Below are 20,372 nucleotides of genomic sequence, written 5' to 3'. Positions count from 1 at the left end.
CGTCAGCGATAGCTCTCTTCCGCAGCAGGTATTCTCTGCGCCACTCATGTTATACTGCCGAGGTAATAAACTTCTGAAAGAGATAAAGTTTGATTGGTGAGTTCATCCGGAAGCTGACCGGACAGGAAAAAAGCAAGCCGACAACGGAGAAACCCGCGGCACCTGAAACCAAGCGTTCGTCGGGTAAGGCGCAGTCGTCCCGAAGGCCTTCGCAAGACGCAAAATCGAGTGAGGCAAAGTCCGCGGGCGGGAATCAAGGTTCCGGCAATCGCCGCAAGCGCAATTCTCGACGTTCATCAGCCCGAAAAAAATCACCGGCATCTACACAGCCTCCCTGGACCATTGATCAGTTTCCCGTTGCGCCTCAGGAAGGTAAAACCCGATTTCACGATTTGCAATTACCAGACGAGCTGATGCATGGCATTGCCGATCTGGGATTTGAATATTGCTCGCCGATTCAAGCTCAGTCGCTACCGTTTACTCTGGACGGCCAGGATCTTGTGGGTAAGGCCCAGACAGGAACCGGTAAAACCGCAGCTTTTCTCGTCTCTATCATAGATGATTTGATCAAGCATCCGCTCTCTCAGGAACGTTATGCCGGGGAGGCGAGGGCTCTGATCATCGCTCCCACCCGTGAATTGGTGATTCAGATCGCCGACGATGCCGTCAATCTTTGCAAGTATTCCAATCTTAAGGTTCATACACTTGTTGGCGGTATGGATTACGAGAAGCAGCGTCGCCGCCTCCAGCAGTCTTTTGTCGATATCCTGGTGGCAACCCCGGGTCGACTGCTGGATTTTTGTGGTAATAGCGATATCCATCTGGATCAAACGGAAATTTTGGTCATTGATGAAGCGGATCGTATGCTGGACATGGGGTTTATTCCTCAAGTTAAACGAATTATTCGCATGACGCCGCGAAAAACTCACCGCCAAACATTGTTGTTTTCGGCGACGTTTACCGAAGATGTGCTCAATTTGGCGGAGCAGTGGACCGATAACCCTAAGCGCGTCGAGATTGAGCCTGAAAGTGTTGCAACCGATACGGTTGAGCAGCATGTCTATTTGGCTGCGACTGAAGAGAAATTTACTCTGCTCTATAATATTCTTCAGCAGCCCGACGTCGAGAGCCTGATTGTCTTCGCCAATCGTCGTGATGAATGTCGCCGGTTGGCTGAACGCCTGGAGCAGCAGGGCTTGAATGTCGGGCTGCTGTCCGGTGAGATCGCCCAAAATAAACGTATTCGAACGCTCGATGGCTTTAAAAAAGGCGATCTGAAAGTACTGGTTGCGACCGATGTCGCCGGTCGGGGCATTCACATCGACGGTATCAGCCATGTTGTGAATTTCACCTTGCCGGAAGAGCCTGAAGACTATGTCCATCGAATTGGTCGTACGGGGCGTGCGGGTAAGTCGGGCACGTCGATCAGCTTTGCATGTGAGGATGATGCTTTCCGATTGATGCCTCTCGAGGAGCTGCTGGGAAAAGCCATACAGTGCGAGCAGCCACCAGAGGCGCTTTTGGCCCCAGTTCCCAAGGCGACGCGTAAAGCATCTTCCCAGTTCAGTGAGTCGTCTTCCAAACGACGAGATAGTTCTGGGGGCAACAACAGAAGGCCTCCACGGCGCCGCAGTTCACGGTCCTAAATCTCTCCCCTCTATGCGCTTGATGGTGCCCGAGTGGCACTCAAGCAGGCGCTACTGCTTATCCTTATAAGCCTAATGCCGGGAAAATCGCAGCACTCTTGTCTACACTGAAGCAAAAGATTGAGTGAAGCGCCGGTGGTCATGGCAGAGCCTGATGTTAAAAAAATACTTGTAGTCGAAGACAGTAGCCTGGTCGTTAAGATCATTCGGCACATGTTGAAGACAGAGAAGTATCTCGTCGCGGAATTTGCGGCCAGTTTTGAAGAGGCTCGACAGCTTTTAGATTCTCAAAGCGACTGGTTTGCTGCACTTGTCGATCTCAATTTGCCGGATGCACCTTCCGGTGAAGTGGTGGACTATACCCTGCAGAGGGGGCTGCCAACCATCGTATTAACCGGCAGTTTTGATGAGTCTGTGCGCGAGCACTGGTTTGGTCGAGGCATTGTCGACTACATCACCAAAGAGGGCCGTTACTCCTACGCATACGCGCTCAACCTAATTCATCGATTGGAAAAAAACCGCTTTCTAAAGGTCTTGGTTGTTGATGACTCAGAGATGAGTCGCAAGTTTATCGGGCGCTTGTTGGAGAACCACCGTTATCAGGTGTTGACTGCTTCTGATGGTATCGAAGCGATTAAAATGATATTGCAGCATCCGGATGTAAAAATTCTTATAACCGATTACCAAATGCCTCAGATGGACGGCTTCGAGCTGGTTAGGAATCTGCGTGGGAAATATGAAAAATCCGATCTCACCATTATTGGCTTATCCGCAGAAGGAGAGCGTAGTCTCAGTGCTAGATTTATTAAAATTGGCGCTAATGACTTCCTACAGAAGCCGTTCAATCACGAAGAGTTCTACTGTCGACTGATGCACAATGTGGATACTCTGGAGTTGATTGAAACCATTCGGGACAATGGCAATCGTGATCCACTGACCCGGTGTTATAATCGCCATTACTTCATGCAGGAGGCCCAGGAGCTCCGACTGAGTGCTCTGTCGGGTCAGGCGCCCTATGCGCTGGCTTGTCTGGAGGTTGATGGTGTCGCTGAAATCAACGATGAGTGGGGCTACGATGCAGGGGATAGCGCGATTCAAACGGTTGCGGCGCTCCTCTCTGACAAGTTGAGCCGGTTTCTTGTTGCCCGAGTCGATGGCGGCCAGTTTTTGGTGTTGCTGAACGGCCTAGATAATGCGAAAGCGTTTGCTGTGCTCAACGCGGTCCGAGCTCTCGTTGAGAGCCAGCCCTTGGCGCTCGAAGAACAGACTCTGCCGCTAAGCTTTAGCGGTGGCGTTACCAACATGGCCGGCGAATCTTTGGATGAGCAAATTGGGATGGCGCTTAGTTATTTGGCTAGGGCTCGCGATGCAGGGTCCAATCTCATCATCACTGACGATTGATCCTAACCTCCCTAGTTTCATTGTCGGATCATTTTGGCGTCTCTAGCCTTTTAAGGCGCACCTCGTTAGGTGATATAATAACCATCAACAAATAACTTCACTCTTTGCGTAATTCCTGTTGTTCCCGCTTCGAACTCAGGGTTTTCATCGCATTTCGCATACGCTGACAGTGAATAAAGCTGTGCCTGCTTCCTTCATTGGGTCACGTACATTGACTCTAATCCGTTACTGCTGCAAGTCGCGTACTGAATCGGGTAGCTGGCAGATCTCTCCCGTGGATTTTGTTTCCACGCCATTCATATTTACCGTGCGACGGGGCGTGGGCCTGGTCGGCGGATCTCAAAGTGACACAGGATTCTCATGTTGAATTTAACTTCAGAGGGCCAGAACTTGGTCCAACAACTCTCTCAGCGCTATAACCTCTCCCGCGAGGCTGTTGAGCACATGTTAGTTGCCGTCAACAATGGCGGCGGCACGATGGCCCAATTTAATTGTCCCGAGCTTGGCGGGTCAGGGCAGTGGATGCGCGGTGGTATGACGATGGTTGGCGATATGTTCAATCATGGCCTGAAAATGACCGTGGACAATTTATGTGAAGAGTTATCCGGTGGGCTGGGTTCCACACAGATTTTTCGCCAGCCGGCACCAGGCAGTGCTGCAGGGTATAGTAATCAGTGGTGGCCACAGGATTTAGGCGCACCGTTTAGCAGCGGCGCTCAAAACAATATTCGGTATGCGATTTTCCCGGGGCGACTGGCGGTTGAACTCAATGGCCAGATAACGATATACGATACTTTGGATCACAACATTGGTGGTATCAGTCAACAGCAGGGTGGTTCCACCTCACTGACATTTTCCAGTCAGTACGGGAATGTTTCGGTCGACAGTTTACCGATCGTTTCCGGTGGTGGCAGTGGCATGGCGCCGGTAAACAACAATTTTGCTGAGCCTGCAGCTCCGCCTGAGCCGATAGCGGCCTATAACGAGCCTGCTTACAGTCAATCACCCCCTATTGGCAATGACGTTACGCCCTCTGCCAATGTCAGTGGTTCCAGTGCACTGGATTTGATTGAAAAGCTGGCTCGATTGAGAGATGCAGGCGCTATTTCTGATGCAGAGTTCAGTGCTAAGAAATCAGAGTTGCTTTTGCGCGTCTAAGCCACTCTCGCGAGCAGGTGGTTTCTCTGGCAGATTGTCGCCGTACGTGATGATCTTCGCCATGGATTCCGCCACACGCTGCTTGGAGATGTCTGCGGTTTTCATAACCTCTTGCCAGCAACGGGCGTGGTCAGAGTCTTTTTCCAGGGTATAGTATTGAAGTTTATTGGCGGCGCTGACCACAGCATCAGCGTCATGTGCTTCCGCTGCGCCACTGAAACGATTAAGTAGTCCCATGAGTTGTTGTTCTATGGTGGCGTCACGGTAGGGATAGAAGCAGCTCGAGTTGGTTTCCAGTTGAATTCGTGGCTCTCCATCCAGGTGTGCTTTCTGAAATTCCTGATCCAATTCGCCGCTGATCGTTATAATCAGATCTGCAAAATTTTGTTCGATCGACTCGGACAGGGCCTCTCGACCATTATTATTGGAATCGTGCATCAAGGTATTGTCTTCGGGGCCTTTCAACAGAAATACAATTAGAAAGATCAGCAGGCAACTGCCGAGACCGGTTAAAAATATAAAGCGTAAGAGCCGAGTTGTGCGGGGGGTGAACATGGGGCGATTCTCAGTGGTTAGCTTTCGTGAGCCAATGGATACCGTTGCATTGCCCATTCCCTCGGAGCTGATATTTTTAGACCGATGATTATGTGTTTTACGCCCCGGTGGTTGTCAATCCCGGAAATCTTTAGCGGGTTGGGAATGATGAGTGATTGAGCTCTTTTTCCCAATAGAGTGTTCCGGCAATAACCGCGATTGGCAAGACGAAAATATTAGCCAACGGCAGCATGGTTCCGGCCATAATCAGCCCACCAAGTCCGTAGGATGTGTTTTTATTTTTCCTTAAACGGTAGCGTAACTCTTTAAAACCACAGCAATTGTTGTCTGCCGCGTAGTCAGTGTATTGGACCGACATACACCAGGCCCCCCAGATAAGGCCTATGATCGGCACCAGTAGATTAATGGGAGGAAAAAAACTGAGGGCGAAAGACAGCAGCAGAATCAGTAGTCCTCTTGATAGGAAATACCAGAGTTTGCCGAGTTCCCGAGCCAGAGTGCGTGGAATCATTTGGGCGAAAGATTCCTGTGAGCCTTCACCATAACCAGCCAGTCGACTTACTCGGGATGCGAGAAAGCCGTAGAACGGAGCCGCTATGATGTTGGTGAGCAGACTGAAACTGTAGCCATACACCAATAAAAACAAGCAGACGATCAGCGCTAGTATCAGCCAGTAAATAAAGGCTAACCAATCTGGAATATAGCCATGCAGCCATTGGATCAGGCTATCAAATTGTGAAAACAGCGCAGTGGTGATGACCGCGAACAGGCACAGATTGATCAGCACCGGTACCAGAATAAAGACTCTGAGTTCCCGGTGCAGCGCCCATCGCAACGCCTGTGCGGCATAGCTCGGGCCATTGGTTATGCGGTTGTGCTTGATGGTGCTGTCTCTCAGTGAGCGCCAGCTTTTTCCAGAATGTCCGCGTATTCGTCTCCCAGACGATGGGTGCGAACCAGCTGCAGAAGGGTCTTGCCGTCGCTGTTCGTCGCGTTTATGTCATGGCCAGCTTCACAGAAAAACTGCACAAAGGTGGCGAAATTGTCCGCTTTCATTCCCCGGTAGGCTTTTTCGAGGCGATGGAAATCCGCGTTCATGGCGCCATAGGGCTCGACATCAAGAAAGGTCCGGATGCGCTCGTCGGAAAAGGTTTCGCCGAGCACTTTTTGTTTGTCTTTTTTCATTGCGATGACTCTGTTTGTCTCTCTGTAGGCAAATTCGGTAGAAATATTATGGCAGCTTGGCTTCTAGTTTGGCTTTTAACAGCTGATTGGCCATTCCTGGGTTAGCTTGTCCTCCGGTTGCTTTCATGATTGGCCCCATGAAGCCACCCATTTTTTTCTTGCGTTTCTTTTCATCCGAGGAGAGCCAGTCTTCGACCATGGCGGGATTGTCCGCCAGTACCTGATCGATGATTTTTTCGAGTTCGCCGCTGTCGGAAACCTGCTTGAGGCCGCGAGCTTCGATGACTTCGTCTGCACTGCCTTCACCTTGCCACATGGCGTCGAACACCTGTTTGGCAATTTTGCTGGAAAGAGTGTTGTCGACCAGTCGGACGATTAATCCCCCCAGCTGCTCCGGGTTTACTGGCGCTGCGGACAGAGATAGGCCTTCACTGTTAAGGCGTGCTGCCAGCTCGCCGTTAATCCAGTTGCCAGCTAATTTAGGTTCTTTGCAAGCGGCGACTGTGGCTTCAAAGTAGGCGGAAGTCTCTGTGTCTGAGCTCAGCAGTTCTGCGTCGTAAGCGCCGAGTCCATAGGACTCCATAAAACGCTGCTGTCTCGCATCAGGCATTTCTGGAAGTTGATCCCGCAGTGTGGCAATAAACGCATCATCAAGCTCTACTGGCAATAGATCAGGGCAGGGAAAGTAACGATAGTCGTTGGCTTCTTCCTTGGTTCGCATCGTACGCGCCGTGCGGGTTTCACCGTTGTATAAACGCGTTTCCTGGACGACCTTACCGCCGTCTTCAATAAGCTCAATCTGGCGTTCAACTTCCAGCTTAATGGCGTCTTCCATAAATTTGAACGAGTTGAGGTTCTTGGTTTCAGTGCGGGTGCCCAGTAGGTCGCTACCTGCGGGACGTACAGAGACATTCACGTCAAAACGCATAGATCCCTGGGACATATCGCCATCACAGATGCCGAGGGAGGTGACGATAGTGTGCAGTTTACGGGCAAACGCCACGGCTTCTGCGGATGAGCGCATGTCCGGTTCCGAGACAATTTCAATCAGTGGGGTACCGGCGCGATTTAAATCAATACCAGACATACCGTGAAAATCTTCGTGCAGAGATTTTCCTGCATCCTCTTCAAGGTGGGCGTGGTGAATGCGAATGGGTTTGATGCTGCCGTCGCTGAGTGTGATGTTAACCACGCCGGGGCCAACTATCGGCTGATCAAGCTGGGTGGTCTGATAACCTTTCGGCAAATCCGGATAAAAGTAGTTTTTGCGTTCGAAGATAGAGCGCTGATTGATCTCGGCGTTAATTGCAAGGCCGAACATCGCTGCAAAGCGAAACGCCTCTTTATTCGGCACCGGTAAAGTTCCGGGCAGCGCCAGGTCAACCGCACAGGCGTTGGTGTTCGGGGCCGCACCGAAAGCGGTACTGGCGCCAGAGAAAAGTTTACTTTGTGTGGCTAGCTGCACGTGGACTTCAAGCCCAATGACAGTTTCCCATTCCATGCTGCGATCTCGCTTTTAATCTATCGCCGGAGGCGTTTGCTGATGGAAGTCTGAATGCTTTTGGTATTGATGGGCAACATTCAGCAGAGTCTCCTCAGCGAAAAAATTGCCAATCAACTGCAATCCTACGGGTTTAGCGTCAACCAATCCGCAGGGGATTGATAGACCTGGCAGACCCGCCAAATTGGTCGCGATGGTGTAAATATCCTCGAGATACATGGCGACTGGATCACTGGATTTGGCGCCAAATTGAAAGGCGGGGGATGTCGCCGTCGGTCCAACAATGACATCGACGTCGGCGAAGGCATCGAGAAAATCCTGCTTGATCAGGTGGCGAACCTGCTGTGCCTTGCGATAATAGGCGTCGTAATAGCCTGCAGAAAGCGCGTAGGTGCCGACCAATATGCGGCGTTGAACCTCATCACCAAAGCCTTCGCTGCGTGAGCGTTTGTAGAGATCCTGTAAGTCTTTGGGGGCTTCACAGCGGTGTCCAAATCTCACGCCATCAAAGCGGGAGAGATTGGCAGAGCACTCGGCTGGGGCGATAACATAGTAGGCCGGTACGGCTAGGTGCGTGTGTGGCAGGGTGATCTTCTTGATGCTGGCTCCCAAGCCTTCCAACAGCTTGATGGCATCTTCAACGCGAGCCGCAACTTCCGGATGCAGGCCCTCACTGAAATATTCTTCAGGGACACCGATGGTCAGGCCAGAGATGGACTGGCCAAGTCCGGCGGCATAGTCGGGCACGGGGCGATCGACACTGGTGGAATCTTTGGGATCAAAGCCGGATATGGCCTTGAGCATTATCGCGGCATCTTCCGCAGTGCGGGTCATTGGGCCAGCCTGATCGAGGCTGGATGCGAAGGCGATCATGCCCCATCGGGATACGCGCCCGTAGGTGGGTTTTAGGCCGGTCAGGCCGCAGTGGCTGGCCGGCTGGCGAATGGAGCCTCCGGTGTCTGTTGCAGTTGCGCCGGGGGCAAGGTGTGCGGCAACCGCAGCGGCGGAGCCGCCGGAAGAGCCGCCCGGAACACAGTCAGTTGCCCAGGGGTTCTTTACCGGACCGTAGAAACTGGTTTCGTTTGAAGACCCCATGGCAAACTCGTCCATGTTGACCTTGCCCAGCATCACTGCACCCGCGTTGCGTAAGTGGGTGACGACGGTAGCGTCGTACGGGGAGATAAAATTATCGAGCATCTTCGAACCGCAGCTGGTGCGAACACCCTCGGTACAAAAGATATCCTTATGGGCAATTGGAACACCGCACAGTAGGTTCTGATCACCCTGTGCCAAGCGAGCATCGGCCGCTTGCGCTTCGGCCAGGGCCTGCTGTTCGGTCACCGTGATAAAAGCGTTAAAGTTGCTGTCGAGGCGCTGGATTCGCTCTAAATAATAGCGGGTAAGTTCAACGCTCGATATCGCCTTGCTCTGCAGCTGTTGGCTGAGTTCGGCAATGGTCAGTTGATGCATGTTGTCTGATCCTGGGTGTGTCTATGCCGGAGTGGACCTTGGGCTCGCGCCGGGTCGGGATACTATTCAATAACCTTGGGTACCAGGTAGAGGCCGTCTTCTGCCTCTGGTGCGATGGCCTGGTAGCTTTCCCGGTCGACGGCCTCAGTCACTGTGTCGTCGCGCAGACGCTGCACGGCGTCGAGAGGGTGGGCCATGGCATCAATGTGAGAGGTGTCCACAGCCTGCAATTGATCGACCAGGGCGAGGACATCATTGATCCGCTCCACAACGTTATCCGCGCTATCTTCGGTGATTTCGATGCGCGCAAGATCCGCCAGTTTTTGGATGTCCGAACGATCCACGACAATGGTCTCCAATGTGAGTTGACGGGCCGAAACAGCCTGTCGTGAGGATAAAAATAGCAATTTTACACCGGATTGACGGTGTTGTTACTGCGGAAACGGGTAAAGGCGCTAAACTTACCATATTTGTTCCTTGCTCTGAATCCCTGCCGTTGGTAGAGTTCGCTCAATCGAAGGGTGCGTGGCGCATTTCTCCTCTAACTGATTGAGCGGCGGCGATTTTCCAGCATTTTGCTGTGAAAATTGGTTCTGAGCAGTCGGTTTTATTGTATGACGGTGTCTTCGTTCTTGAATAACAATTGTGTCTGCCAGTCCCCGATCCACATCCAGCCAAATATTTCAGGTCTAGCGAATTAAATGTTTAAACGCCTGCGCGGAGTTTTCTCCAACGATCTTTCTATTGACCTTGGAACCGCAAATACTCTGATTTATGTGCGTGACCGGGGTATTGTCCTGGACGAGCCGTCCGTGGTTGCTATCCGTCATCACAACGGGCAGAAAATCGTCGAAGCGGTCGGTGTCGAAGCCAAACGTATGTTGGGGCGCACACCGGGAAACATTACCGCGATTCGTCCGCTAAAAGACGGTGTTATTGCCGACTTCCAGGTAACCGAAAAAATGCTGCAGCACTTCATCAAGAAAGTGCATGAACACAGTTGGTTTCAGCCGAGTCCGCGGGTCTTGGTCTGCGTTCCCTGTCTGTCGACGGAAGTCGAAAAACGTGCGATTCGTGAATCGGCTCTGGGGGCTGGTGCTCGTGAAGTCAGACTGATCGAAGAGCCAATGGCTGCGGCAATTGGTGCCGGATTGAAAACCGAAGAAGCCAATGGCAGCATGGTGGTGGATATCGGTGGCGGTACCACCGAAATCGCGATTATTTCCTTGAACGGTGTGGTGTATTCGGATTCCGTCCGTGTCGGTGGCGATCGGTTTGACGAGGCTATCGTCAACTATGTGCGTCGTAACTACGGCAGTGTGATTGGGGATGCAACTGCGGAGCGGATCAAACAGGAAATTGGCTGCGCCTATGCGGGCAGTGAAATGCGAGAAATTGACGTGCGTGGACGCAACCTGGCTGAGGGGGTGCCGCGCAGCTTTACGCTAAACAGCGATGAAATTCTCGAGGCTCTGCAGGAGCCGCTGGCCGTTATTGTTCAGGCGGTAAAAGGTGCTCTGGAACAGTCTCCGCCGGAATTGGCGTCAGATATTGCTGAAAGCGGTATTGTTCTCACCGGTGGCGGGGCTCTGTTGCGAGATATTGATCGCCTGATCTCTGATGAAACTGGCCTGCCGGTGATTGTTGCGGAGGGGCCACTAACGTGTGTTGCTCGGGGCGGTGGTCGCGCCATGGAAATGATGGACAATCGCAGCGTGCATCTTTTCTTCAGCTAATCTTTCTTTAATTTTCACCAGCCGGAGGCCCAGCTATCAAGCCGCTGTTCACTCGGGGATCTTCCATCACCGCAAGGATAGTGGGGCTGGGCGTCATCGCGCTGGTGCTAATCCTGCTCAACAGTTTTACCTCTCTACTCGACCCGGTTCGGGCTAAAATTGGCACATTAGTAGCACCACTCTACTGGTTGGTGGATCTGCCAGCGCGAACACTTAACTGGGGTGAGGATACCATTACCAGTCGCGAGCAATTGCAGCAGGAAAATGAAAATCTGCGCGCTGAATTGCTGATTCACAAGCGCAAGCTCCATCAAATGGCTGTGTTGGCGGCAGAAAACGTCCGTTTGCGACAGCTGTTGAATTCAGCTCGGATGGTTAATGACAGGGTCCTGGTGACAGAAATGATCGGGGTGTCCCCGGATCCTCTGACTCACAGAGTCATTATCAATAAAGGTTCCAGTGACGGTGTCCATGTTGGGCAATCTGTGCTCGATGCCTACGGCTTGATGGGGCAGGTGGTTGAGGTCAGCGGTTTCTCGTCACAGGTCTTGCTCATTACTGACCCCACACATGCACTGCCGGTACAGGTCAATCGCAACGGTGTTAGGGCTGTGGCTGAGGGGGTTGGCGACCTCTACACGCTTAATATCCGACATCTGTCGAACACCGTTGACATCCGCGTGGGTGATCTACTGGTGAGTTCCGGGCTCGGTCAGCGCTTTCCCGTTGGGTATCCTGTCGCTGAAGTGACTGAAGTTGTACATGACCCTGGCCAGCCTTTTGCCAAAGTTATTGCGCGACCGATGGCGCAGATGAATCGCAGTCGTCATCTATTGGTCGTTTTTCGGGGCGAGCGCCCCAATCCAGAACTCATGGCGATAGAGCCGTCTTCGGAGGGGTAGCCGGCGCTATGTTGCCTCTGACGTCGACAAAAATCCTGCCGATGCTCTTTCTATACAGTTTTGCATTTGTCTTAACCGTCTTCCCCCTCGATCGGCAATTAGGTTGGTGGCGGCCTGAATTCATCACACTTCTGGTCATTTTTTGGAGTTTAACCCTGCCCACTCGTATCAGTATTCTAGCTGTGTGGGTTGTCGGCTGTCTGCAGGATGTTGTCGAAGGTTCAATGTTAGGGCAGCATGCTTTGTCTCTGATGGTCGTGGTGTACGTCTGCGTTCTCTCTTATCAGAGAGTGCGAAACTACACGCTCTGGCACCAAGCGATACTCGTGTTTGTCATCGTCGGTATGAGCCAGTTGGTGAATAATTGGGTGCATTTCCTTCATGGCAGTGGTACCAGTTCGCTGATATTTTTATTGCCAGCGCTCACCAGTGCCCTTATTTGGCCGCCGTTTTTTATCGCTCTGGAACGCCTGCGTTTTTACTATCGGATAAACTGAAGGATCGCCTGTAAGTCTCAGCCGGTTATAATAAATTGATACCAACCATATTTTTTGGAATCTGGCTATGACTCCTCTGTATCTCGCATCCCGTTCGCCTCGTCGCCGACAACTGTTGGAACAGATTGGTGTACGCTTCCAACCCCTGACCATTGATGTCCTTGAGCAGCCGCACGCGGAAGAAGATGCCGTTGGATATGTGCAGCGTCTTGCCAGGGAGAAAAGCCTCGCGGGACAGGCAGCCGCCGCTGCTTTGAGTCTACCTGACGGGGTCGTCTTAGGCGCAGATACATTGGGCGAGTGTGACGGGCAAATACTGGAAAAGCCCGCTGACAGAGATGAGGCAGTTGCCATGCTGATGGGCCTCGCCGATCGATCTCATCGGGTATTGTCTGCGGTCGCCGTTTGCAAGGGGGATGTGTTACATCAGCGCCTGTCCATATCTACGGTGAGCATGGGGCCAATCTCTGAGGAGACGGCGATCCGTTACTGGAAGACCGGTGAGCCGGCCGATAAGGCCGGGAGTTACGGTATCCAGGGATATGGCGCGGTCTTTGTGACATCGATAACTGGCAGCTACAGCGGCATCGTGGGGTTACCTCTAAAAGAAACGGCAGAGCTGCTGGAGTTGGTGCACGTGGAGACCTGGGGAGAGAAAAATTCGTGAGTGAGGAATTACTGGTCAATGCTTCGCCAACGGAGACGCGAACCGCATTGATCGAAAACGGACTTTTGCAAGAGGTGACCATTGAGCGTACCCAACGCAAAGGCCACGTTGGCAATATTTTTAAAGGGAAAGTCTTGAGAGTTCTGCCGGGGATGCAGGCGGCGTTTGTCGATATTGGTCTGGAGCGAGCAGGGTTTATTCACGCGAATGATATTGCCGCACTGGACGCCGATGGCATGGAGGATCGCCACGCCGAGGTGGGCGACATACGTACGCTGGTGCGCGAAGGGCAGTCTCTGATTGTGCAGGTGCTAAAAGATCCGATCAGTACCAAGGGCGCGCGCTTAACGACACACCTGTCAGTGTCCGGTCGCTATCTTGTCTACATGCCCCATACTCGCCATATTGGCGTATCAACTCGCATTGAAGATGAGAACGAGCGCAGCCGGTTAAAGTCGCTGGTCGAAGAAAAGGCTGAACTCTTTAACGAAGAATTAAGTCCCGAATCGGTTGCCGGTGGTTTTATTATTCGCACGGTGGCTGAGGGCGTGCAGGGTGACGAGTTGTATGCGGATATTCGATTTCTCTATCGACTTTGGTTAGAACTCGAAGAAAAAGCGACCAAACTGAATCCCGGCACTGTGGTCTATGAGGATCTGCCGCTGTACATGCGTACTCTGCGGGACAGCGTGAAACCCGTAACCGAAAAGGTGCGGATCGATTCCCGCGAGGTGTTCGGCAAAATGGTCACGTTTGCGCAAAAATATGCGCCGGAAATCAGTCATCGAATTGAGCACTATCCTGGGGAGCGCCCAATTTTCGAGCTCTATAATGTCGAGGACGAAATCCAGAAAGCGCTGGAGCGAAAGGTCGAACTCAAATCCGGTGGTTATTTGATTATTGAACAGACTGAAGCTATGACCACCATCGACGTAAATACCGGCGCTTTTGTCGGCCGCCGCAATCTTGAGGAGACGATCTTCAAAACCAATTTGGAGGCGGCCACCGCGATTGCTCGGCAGCTGCGATTACGCAATTTGGGTGGCATTATCATTGTCGATTTTATCGATATGAGCGACGAGGATCACCAGCGCCAGGTCTTACGCACGCTTGAAAAAATGATGGAGCGAGATCACGCGAAAAGTTCGATCACCGGGGTTTCTGAGCTGGGATTGGTCGAGATGACTCGCAAGCGTACCCGTGAATCTCTCGAGCAAGTTATGTGTGAGCCCTGCTCGGTTTGCAAGGGGCGAGGTACGCTTAAATCTGCAGAAACCATTTGCTATGAGATTTTTCGAGAAATTCTGCGGGAGGCGAGAGCGTACAACAATCGCGAATTTCTGGTGTTGGCGTCGCCGATTGTGATTGATCGCCTGCTGGATGAGGAGTCAACCAACGTTGCCGATCTGGAAGAATTTATCGGCTGCACGATCCAGTTTCAGGTTGAAAGTGTGTACAGCCAAGAGCAGTACGACATCATTTTGGTATAACCTGTGCTGAGTCAGCTGTTGTTTGGGGTATTGCGTTTAGCCTTTGGAACTGTGGCCCTAGTGGTCATTGGGCTTGCATTACTCATACAGCTGGGCCGCTTGGTTTTGCCGCAAATGTCGGGGCTCGAAGATCGCCTCGCGTTTTATCTCAGTGAAGAATTACAGTTGGATGCCAGCGTTGAACAGTTGGAGATTGCCTGGCGTGGATTACAGCCTACTGTCATGATTCACGGGTTACGTCTTTCCACCGAGGGCAGCACAGTCCTGGAAATGGGCGATGCTCTGGTGCGGATCAATCTTCTGACATCGGCAACCCGCTGGCGTCCACAGTTTAAAGACATCGAGCTGAGCCATCTGCACGCCGTTATGCAACAGGATGCCGATGGGCGCTGGAGCTTGCAGGGTATGCAGCCCCTGAAAGATTCGACGGCGTTTGATCTGGCGCCATTACAGCCAGTTTTGCAGACCAATCAGGTGTCCGTTGGCGATGTCTCCCTGGCGTTTCATCTTAATAATGGGCACGAGTCGCAATTATCTCTAACCTCGATGACGGTTCAGAATCGCGGCGACTTTCATCGTCTTAAGGCCAGTCTCGACTTACCCCAGCAGGTGCAGGCATTGCGCTTGGTTTACGAGCGTCGCTCAGGGGAAGCAGGCCAACCTTATCGCGGACAGGGTTTTTTGCAGCTGCAGAATTTCCCCGTCGATCAAACCACGGCGTTTGTTTCCAAAGCGGTCGCCGAACGACCCATCTTGGCTGGAAGTGAGCTTTCTTCACGGCTCTGGTTTGACAATCTTAGTGGAGAGGAGTGGCAATGGCAGGGAGAGTGGCGAGTCACTCGTCCGGAAGTGGAGGCAGGCGCCTATCCTCAGGAATTGTCGAGCTGGGTGACAGGTAGCTGGCGCCGAGAAGGGCACTGGTTTACCGATTTTCGCAATTTGGTGGGGCGCTGGCCTCAGCAGGATTACCAGCTTCCTGCCTTTCAGATCAGCGGAGATTATAGAGAGCAAACTCTCGATGCGTATTTCCCCGTTGCAGAGCTCGATATTTGGGGCCAGATTGCGGGTAAAATTCCGGAGATGCCCGAGCTGGCTGGTAAGATCATTGATGGTGTCAATCCGCGAGGTCGAGTTCGCGACTTACGCTTTCACTTGCCGATTCAGGCGCCGGAAAAACTCTCTCTGACGGCTCAGCTCGATGATGTTTCCGTCGACGGTTGGCGCGGCGCTCCGGCGGCTACCCACGTTAGTGGAAATGTCCAGGTGACTGGATTGCAGGGAGAGGTTCAGTTCGACAACGCGACCTCCAGTACACTGGCATTTAAGCAGCTGTTTGAGCGGCCTTTTCAGCTGGATAGTGCTGTCGGGCGGGTCCGTTGGGATATCCGCCCGGCCAGTAATCAGGTTATTGTGGAAGGTAACAAGCTCGCTGCCAGTGGCCCCCTTGGTAAAGTCGACGGCTATTTTTATCTGGATGCGCCCTTGAAACGACACAGTCGTTTGAACGAGCTGATGCTACTGCTGGGAGCACAGGACTTTAATGCGGTTAATGCATCCGATGTCATTCCGATCACATTGCCCGATAAGCTGGGGGCGTGGCTTCGAGGGTCCTTTAACGAGGGGCAGGTGAATCGAGGTGGTGTTGCCATTCAAGGCTATTTCGGACCTCCAGAAGCGGCATCAACCGCCTCTGCAATTTCACAACCCAAAGTTCGCTCCATCGAGCTGGCTCTCGACGTTGACGGCGCCAGTGTTGATTATGCCCCTGGCTGGCCTGCGATCACCGAGGGTAAAGGGTTTGTTCAGGTCAGTGCTCCGGCGGTAAATGTCAGTATCGATTCTGCCAATCTGGCAGGCATGAATATCTATGGCGCAGACCTTGAGATAGATGATAATCCCAGCGGCGATGGATCTCTTTTACGTCTAAAAGGGCGTGGGGATGGTCCGGCAGCATCGGCTTGGTCGCTACTCACGGACACCCCCCTGAAAGACTTAGTCGGAGACGGTTTTAGCCGCTGGCAGGCTGAAGGACAGGTTTCTGCTGCCGATGTTGAGCTGGCCATTCCCTTAAATAAAGGCGCGGGTGGCGACGCTCAACACTTGGAGTTCACCTTAAAGGATGCGCGCTTATCCCATGAGCCTACGAACTTGGTGATTGACGATATTGCCGGTGATTTCGTCTATGACAATGAAACCCAGCTCTCCGCAAAAGCGCCGACGGCCAGCCTGTGGGGAGAGCCGGTGGCGCTCAATATCAGCTCTGAACGTCTCTCCGATGTTGAGGGTGAGGGCGATCAGTTTGTGACGGTTACGAATTTCTCGACACGTGTGTCTGCGGACGCCCTGGCGAAATGGAGCGGGCGTTCAGAAGCGCATCTTATGCAGGGAAGTTCCCGCGTTGCCGGGCAACTGATTACAAAAGAAAAGCAGGTGGAACTGGTCCTGCGCAGCGCGATGGATGGTCTTTCGGTCGAGTTACCCGCACCTTTGGGAAAGCCTGCGGATGAAACCCGAGAGCTGGAGCTGCATATTCCTCTGGCCGAATCAGGTTACGAGATACATGGTAGCTACGGTGATCAGGTTTGGGCGGATATCCGAGTGCCGACTACCGGACCTGTACGCGGAACCCTGGCGTTGGGGACGCCTCAGGAAGTGACCTACGATGCGTTTCGTGTTGCAGGAGGCATGGAAAGTCTGGATGTTAGAGCGCTGTTTCAGGATTTACAGGCCTACAATGCAAGAACCCCAGTCGTAACGCCACCTCTGGAAAGTGCGGCAGCAGAGACGGCTAAAACGGCGGAGAGCGGCAACCGTTTACAGGGAATTTTAGAAGACCTTGAATTCGGTTTGATTTTTAACGAGCTGTATTGGGGCGAGCAGATACTCCCGGATGTTGAAGTCAGTGGTATGACGACTCGTGATGGCTGGAATCTGCGACTCGACAGCGATCGTATTGCCGGGGATATCGCATTGCACAACGATGGGCAAGCACAGCGCATCGACCTCGATTACATTCGCTGGCCTGGGGAGGCGGAAAGCGAACCTCAGATTGCAGAAAATGGACTCCCAGAAAGTCCGTTAAAAGGTATTCTCGACAGTATTTACCCTCGCCAGTTTGTGCCCGTCGATATTAACGTCGAGGAGCTGACGCTTGGTGGAAAGCCCTATGGACAGTGGACTGCCAAGTTGAGGCCGGAAAACGACTTGCTGGTTGTACAGGATATCCGCGGTCAGATTCGGGGCATTCGAGTTGAAGGGGGCGCCGATGCCGAGGGAGAATCCAGTGAAAACCGTGAACTGCTGGACAGCGGCGCATTGTTGCGTTGGTATAAGACGGATGACACCGAGCTTACGCGATTTAATGGGTCTTTATCTGGCCGCAATTTACGTTCAGTAAGTGACGCCTGGCAACTGCCGCAATTTATGGAAACCAAGTCTTTCCTTGGTGATGCGGATCTCCATTGGACTGGCTCGCCGCTCGGTTTTGACGTGACCAGCGTTATCGGTGATTTTACTGTTGATGTACGCAACGGCAGTTTCCTGACTGCGAGCAATCAAGCCAGCAGCACGCTGCTTCGTCTTATCGGATTGTTCAACTTTGATCAGTGGACAAGGCGTTTGAAATTCGATTTTTCAGATGTCTATAAGGATGGTTTGGCGTTTGATCGTATTGATGGCACGTTAAAGTTTGATCAGGGCATGGCTTACCTCAATGAGCCGATTGTGGTGAAGAGTACTTCTTCAACGCTGCAGATGGGGGGGCGCATCAATATTATTGATGAGACGTTGAATACGTCTTTGGTGGCGACCTTACCGGTTGCCGGCAATGCAACCTTGTTTACGGCGCTCGCGGCGGGTTTGCCCGCTGCCGTAGGGGTTTACCTGGTGGGTAAAATCTTTAAGGATCAGGTCGAAAAAGCCGCAAGCCTTTCCTACGATATTTCCGGGTCCTGGGCCGACCCGAAGATTGAGTTTGATAGCTTGTTTGACAACAAAGCTGCCGAAAAAGCCAGCGAGACGTCTCCCCACATTCCTCTGGATGACGCAGGTAATCCTATTCCTGATGGGCAGACTGAGGATAAAGCTCGGGATTCAGACGTTCCCGACCCATCTTTAGTGCCGAGATCTGAGGTCGTCCCTGAGCCTTCGATCCAAGCCGGAGATAGCGTTTCTACAGACAAGCCTGTCTCTGATGCGGAAGAGGGCGAGTCTGCAATAAATGCGACCTTACCTCTGACGGAATAGCGTCAGTTGTTCTGGATGGTTTCCCGTAACACCTGAAAGAGCTTTTTGCTGTGGCCACGATTCTTGCCGGTGGCCTGATCCTGTTGCGCACTGCGGATGATCTGGCGCAGTTGTTGGATTTCTGTGTGAGGATATTCGCTAACGAAGTTCTGCAGAGCCTGATTGGCGGTGTCAGGTTCCAGTAAATCAGCGCGCCAGCGTTCTGTTAAATGATGCAATTGCGTGGCTTCGCGCCCCTGTTGCTGAGTTGACTCATAGGCTTCGCGAATCTCATCGGCGTTGTCGACCTCTCTCATCAACCGGCCGATATACTGCAATTGACGGCGTCTAGCGCTGCGCTGCTTCATATTGCGCGCTTGGCGGATCGCTTCCTGCAATCTCTCATCGATAGGCATGCGGGCAAGATCGGCTTCTCCGAGTTCGACGAGATGTTCGCCCAGCTCTTGAAGTGCGGTCATCTCTTTTTTGACCGCTGTTTTTGAAGGCTTTTCTGGTAAATCGTCGTCGAAGTCGTCGTTGGTGTTCATGGTGTAATCGTCGATCAGTGTTATATCTTTAAGCGTAAAAATAGGTCGCAAGGCCCAAAAAGGCAACGTGCGCTTGTTCACTGGATACTGACATTAACGCGACGCGATTGGCTAATCCCAAATCCGTATTGAGGTTGCGCTACTGGGCAGCGGCGCCTCAGAATCGTTCGGGATAATCACATTGGCCATTTGGGGGCGCAATGATGACGTAAATTTCGGAATCTTGGAACCATAGATGGCTTGATTTGAACCTTTTCATGGCACTGTAGAAATCGATACGAGGTCCAACGTTGGTACTTCTCGAGATTAAGCTCGCTGGGATCAAATGCTAAGAAGCTGCGTTTGGTTCGGTAATTTGGTCGGTAACTTCCGCTCAAACGGCGCCTGAAGTGAAAATTTCTAAGACTTTTCTTATTTAAATGGCGTATTTATCTCTGCATTCGATACCGGGCGTGTTGTGGTTTTCTGCTATTCATTTGTGCTTGAGTGGATTATCGAGAAGCTTTCTGTTTTAGTTATGTGTATCCGTATTAGGCTCGGGTTGTTTAATGTAATTGTTTTAGATTTCTCTTAGAAGGAGCTCCCGGATTTGTCCATCAGTTCAACAGAAATTAGCAGCGAAAACTGGGAGAGGCTTCTAGCGTTTCGGCAGGACAAAAACACATCATGGGCGTCGGGTTCTGGTCTCGATCTTTACGGACCGATCGCAACCGCGAGAGATTCATTCGTTGTTGCCCAGGTGGGCCAGTCGCTCGATGGCCGCGTTGCGACTCCAACGGGTGATGCGCGAGATGTCTCCGGTCCTGATGGTCTAGCACACTTACATCGCTGTCGTGCTTTGGTAGATGCTGTTGTTGTGGGAGCCACTACAGTTAGTGTCGATAACCCTCGGCTCTCTGTTCGTTTGGTAAATGGACCGCATCCGGTTCGCGTCGTTATTGACTGCCACGGAACTTTGTCTGGCAACGAAGGGCTTTTTCACGATGGTGGTGCGCCAGTGATCGTGTTTCGAAGCGTTGATGCCCCGCAGAGATCATTAAACGCTGACGTTATACGATTGCGTCCTGGAGTTAAAGGTCTGGCACCGGATGATATCTTGCGGGAGCTAAGAGAGCGCGGATTAAACACAATTCTTATCGAGGGTGGAGCAAAAACCATTGCCCGATTTGTCGATGCGGGCTTAGTTGATCGACTGCATGTGGCTATTTCCACGGTGATCATCGGTTCCGGACCAAGTGGTATCCGCTTGTCACCGATAGACCGATTAACCAGTGCCTATCGGCCCAATGCTAAGATTTATAGCTTAGGCAGTGATATTTTATTCGATTGTGAATTAAAAGGCTGTAACTCGTCTGCATGCGAGGAAGCGGCTGCCCTGCAATGCAAGCATAA

At 52.2% G+C, this 20,372-nt stretch carries 17 protein-coding genes; 10 read left to right on the top strand and 7 right to left on the bottom strand.

Annotated features, from left to right (window positions below; translation table 11 throughout):
- The first annotated feature begins 89 nt into the window (after positions 1-89).
- The 3 genes from rhlB (at position 90) to ACXAFR_RS06410 (ending at position 4,205) form a co-directional block, all read left to right on the top strand.
- A complete protein-coding gene (gene rhlB, locus ACXAFR_RS06420) occupies positions 90-1,646 on the top strand; it encodes an ATP-dependent RNA helicase RhlB (protein WP_475173987.1) in 1,557 nt (518 codons plus the stop codon).
- Between the two features lie 120 nt (positions 1,647-1,766).
- On the top strand, positions 1,767-3,047 hold the full coding sequence (locus tag ACXAFR_RS06415) for a response regulator (protein ID WP_475173982.1): 1,281 nt from the start codon (positions 1,767-1,769) through the stop codon (positions 3,045-3,047).
- A 360-nt stretch (positions 3,048-3,407) separates the two neighbouring features.
- Entirely contained in the window at positions 3,408-4,205 is a 798-nt protein-coding gene (locus ACXAFR_RS06410; protein ID WP_475173980.1) for an SHOCT domain-containing protein, read from the top strand.
- On the opposite strand, the gene ACXAFR_RS06405 is transcribed toward ACXAFR_RS06410, so the two are convergent.
- The 6 genes from ACXAFR_RS06405 to gatC form a co-directional block, all read right to left on the bottom strand.
- Entirely contained in the window at positions 4,182-4,760 is a 579-nt protein-coding gene (locus ACXAFR_RS06405; protein ID WP_475173976.1) for a hypothetical protein, read from the bottom strand. The genes ACXAFR_RS06410 and ACXAFR_RS06405 overlap by 24 nt on opposite strands.
- 130 nt (positions 4,761-4,890) lie before the next feature.
- On the bottom strand, positions 4,891-5,628 hold the full coding sequence (gene cysZ / locus ACXAFR_RS06400; protein ID WP_475175827.1) for a sulfate transporter CysZ: 738 nt from the start codon (positions 5,626-5,628) through the stop codon (positions 4,891-4,893).
- Positions 5,629-5,654: 26 nt separating this feature from the next.
- Complete coding sequence (locus tag ACXAFR_RS06395) at positions 5,655-5,951, bottom strand: PA4642 family protein (protein ID WP_475175824.1); 297 nt, start codon at positions 5,949-5,951, stop codon at positions 5,655-5,657.
- Between the two features lie 40 nt (positions 5,952-5,991).
- Complete coding sequence (gene gatB, locus ACXAFR_RS06390) at positions 5,992-7,446, bottom strand: Asp-tRNA(Asn)/Glu-tRNA(Gln) amidotransferase subunit GatB (RefSeq protein WP_475173970.1); 1,455 nt, start codon at positions 7,444-7,446, stop codon at positions 5,992-5,994.
- 15 nt (positions 7,447-7,461) lie between these two features.
- Positions 7,462-8,916 carry an Asp-tRNA(Asn)/Glu-tRNA(Gln) amidotransferase subunit GatA gene (gatA, locus tag ACXAFR_RS06385; protein ID WP_475173967.1) on the bottom strand — a complete coding sequence of 485 codons (1,455 nt, stop codon included), beginning with the start codon at positions 8,914-8,916 and terminating at the stop codon, positions 7,462-7,464.
- A gap of 62 nt (positions 8,917-8,978) precedes the next feature.
- Positions 8,979-9,260, bottom strand: a complete 282-nt coding sequence (gatC, locus tag ACXAFR_RS06380; protein ID WP_475173963.1) for an Asp-tRNA(Asn)/Glu-tRNA(Gln) amidotransferase subunit GatC — start codon at positions 9,258-9,260, stop codon at positions 8,979-8,981.
- 357 nt (positions 9,261-9,617) lie between these two features.
- Between gatC and ACXAFR_RS06375 the strand changes: the two genes are divergently transcribed.
- The 6 genes from ACXAFR_RS06375 to ACXAFR_RS06350 all read left to right on the top strand — a co-directional run bounded on the left by ACXAFR_RS06375 (position 9,618) and on the right by ACXAFR_RS06350 (position 18,453).
- Positions 9,618-10,652 carry a rod shape-determining protein gene (locus ACXAFR_RS06375; protein ID WP_475173956.1) on the top strand — a complete coding sequence of 345 codons (1,035 nt, stop codon included), beginning with the start codon at positions 9,618-9,620 and terminating at the stop codon, positions 10,650-10,652.
- A 44-nt stretch (positions 10,653-10,696) separates the two neighbouring features.
- Positions 10,697-11,554 (top strand): rod shape-determining protein MreC, encoded by an 858-nt coding sequence (gene mreC, locus ACXAFR_RS06370; RefSeq protein ID WP_475175821.1) that lies wholly within the window; start codon positions 10,697-10,699, stop codon positions 11,552-11,554.
- An 8-nt stretch (positions 11,555-11,562) separates the two neighbouring features.
- On the top strand, positions 11,563-12,051 hold the full coding sequence (gene mreD, locus ACXAFR_RS06365) for a rod shape-determining protein MreD (protein WP_475173953.1): 489 nt from the start codon (positions 11,563-11,565) through the stop codon (positions 12,049-12,051).
- Between the two features lie 67 nt (positions 12,052-12,118).
- A complete protein-coding gene (locus tag ACXAFR_RS06360) occupies positions 12,119-12,718 on the top strand; it encodes a Maf family protein (protein WP_475173949.1) in 600 nt (199 codons plus the stop codon).
- Positions 12,715-14,208: a ribonuclease G gene (gene rng, locus ACXAFR_RS06355; RefSeq protein ID WP_475173946.1), complete on the top strand. Its 1,494-nt coding sequence runs from the start codon at positions 12,715-12,717 to the stop codon at positions 14,206-14,208. The genes ACXAFR_RS06360 and rng overlap by 4 nt, the downstream gene beginning before the upstream one ends.
- 3 nt (positions 14,209-14,211) lie before the next feature.
- On the top strand, positions 14,212-18,453 hold the full coding sequence (locus tag ACXAFR_RS06350) for a YhdP family phospholipid transporter (protein ID WP_475173942.1): 4,242 nt from the start codon (positions 14,212-14,214) through the stop codon (positions 18,451-18,453).
- Positions 18,454-18,455: 2 nt separating this feature from the next.
- On the opposite strand, the gene yjgA is transcribed toward ACXAFR_RS06350, so the two are convergent.
- Entirely contained in the window at positions 18,456-19,061 is a 606-nt protein-coding gene (yjgA, locus tag ACXAFR_RS06345) for a ribosome biogenesis factor YjgA (RefSeq protein ID WP_475173937.1), read from the bottom strand.
- Between the two features lie 508 nt (positions 19,062-19,569).
- Between yjgA and ACXAFR_RS06340 the strand changes: the two genes are divergently transcribed.
- Positions 19,570-20,372 (top strand): RibD family protein (locus tag ACXAFR_RS06340; RefSeq protein WP_475173932.1); only part of this gene is annotated, 803 nt, incomplete at its 3' end.

The organism is Pseudomaricurvus sp. ABR4_320 (assembly GCF_056159445.1).
The sequence above is the reverse complement of the archived record's forward strand: the minus strand, read 5'-3'. Positions and strand labels throughout refer to the sequence as shown.